This is a genomic window from Actinoplanes sp. NPDC051633, assembly GCF_040681735.1.
GTDB lineage: Bacteria > Actinomycetota > Actinomycetes > Mycobacteriales > Micromonosporaceae > Actinoplanes.
In genome coordinates this window covers 1-1,654 of the sequence record NZ_JBFAZH010001477.1, presented here as the reverse complement: position 1 = coordinate 1,654, position 1,654 = coordinate 1, and the positions used below count along the sequence as shown (strand labels likewise).

Here is a 1,654-nt window from a genome sequence, read left to right as displayed (position 1 = left end):
GATCGCGCTCGGCCTCACCGGCGCCATCGGCCTGGTCATCGAGCGGGTGCTGCGCCCGCTGGAGAACCGCGACTTCGACCTCATGCTGATCGGCACGATCGGCTTCGGCATCGTCCTGGACGCGCTGATCATCATGATCTGGGGCGCGACCGGGCGGGCCGTGCCGTCGCCCGTACCCTCCGCCCCGCTCGACGTCTTCGGCCTGCGCATCCGCACCTACGACCTGGTGGTGCTGGCCATCGCGGCGGTGGCCACCGTGCTGCTCGTGCTCTTCCTCTCGCGCACCAAGCGCGGCGCCGCGATGCAGGCGGTGGCGATGGATCACGAGGCGGCCACCGCGGTCGGCATCCACGTCGGGCGCAGTAATGCGATCGCCTTCATGATCGGCGCGGGCCTCGCCGCGCTGGCCGGCGGGCTGGTCGGTCCGCTGCTCTACGTCAGCCCCGCACTGGGCGGGGCGCTCGGTATCAAGGGCTTCGCCGCGGCGATCCTGGGCGGGTTCGGCAGCATCCCGGGAGCGATCGTCGGCGGGCTCGCGATCGGCATCCTCGACTCCTTCACGGCCGGGCACTTCCAGGGCTACTCCGAACTGGTCACCTTCCTGGTCTTCACGGTGATCATCATGGTGCGCCCGACCGGCGTCTTCGGCGAGCGGACGGTGAACCGGGCATGAGAAAGACCATCGCGCTGGTCGCGCTCATCGGCATCGCGGCCTGGCTGCTGCCGTACGGTCTGGACTCGTACGCGATCCACGTCGTCAACGTGATCCTGATCTTCGCCGTGCTGGCCGTGGGCCTCGGCCTCTGCATGGGCGTCGCCGGTCAGGTGAACCTCGCCCAGGTCGCGTTCTTCGGCGTCGGCGCCTACGCGACGGCGATCCTCACCACGAAGGCCGGCCTGGGCTTCTGGGTGTCCGCCGTACTCGCCATCGCGGCCACCGTGGCGATCGGCCTGGTGGTCGGCACTCCGGCCCTGCGCGTGCAATCGCACTACCTGGGCATCGTCACGCTCGGGCTCGCGCTGGCCTTCACCAACTGGGTCACCAACGCCGAGGTGACCGGCGGCGCCGAGGGCATCTCCTCGATCCCGGTGCCCGACCTGCCCGGCGTCGACCTGTCCAGCGAGTACCTCTACTACTACCTGGAGCTGATCGTCTTCGCGCTCGCGCTGGCGTTCGGTCTGTTCGTCGTCCGCACCGGACTGGGCCGGCGGATGCGCGCGATGCGCGACGACTCGCTGGCCGCCGGCTCGCTCGGCGCCGAGGTGCCGCTGCTGCGGATGACCGCCTTCCTGCTGGCCAGCGTCTACGGGGGCGTGGGCGGCGTGCTGTACGCCGGGCTGATCCGCTACGTCGCCCCGGAATCGTTCGGCATCGCCAACATGTTCCTCCTGCTCGGCATGGTGATCATCGGCGGGCGGCAGAGCCTGATCGGCTGTGTCGTCGGCGCCGTCGGCCTGGCCCTGGTCCGCGAGGCCCTGGTCGACCACCCGACGATCGCGCAGGTGGCGTACGGCGCCGTGATCGTGCTCGTGGTCGTCTTCGCGCCGACCGGCCTGGCCGGCCTCCCGGCCCGCATCCGGGCGTTCCTCGACAGCCGGCGGGGACGCGGGGGCACGGCCGCGCGACTGTCGCCGTTCCGGCCCTACGACGCTC

The 1,654-nt window shown here is 71.0% G+C and carries 2 protein-coding genes; both read left to right on the top strand.

Annotation, left to right across the window (positions count from 1 at the left end; genetic code table 11):
- Positions 1-673 (top strand): branched-chain amino acid ABC transporter permease (locus tag AB0M20_RS42250; RefSeq protein ID WP_364307024.1); only part of this gene is annotated, 673 nt, incomplete at its 5' end.
- Positions 670-1,654 (top strand): branched-chain amino acid ABC transporter permease (locus tag AB0M20_RS42245; protein ID WP_364307022.1); only part of this gene is annotated, 985 nt, incomplete at its 3' end. The genes AB0M20_RS42250 and AB0M20_RS42245, both read left to right, overlap by 4 nt.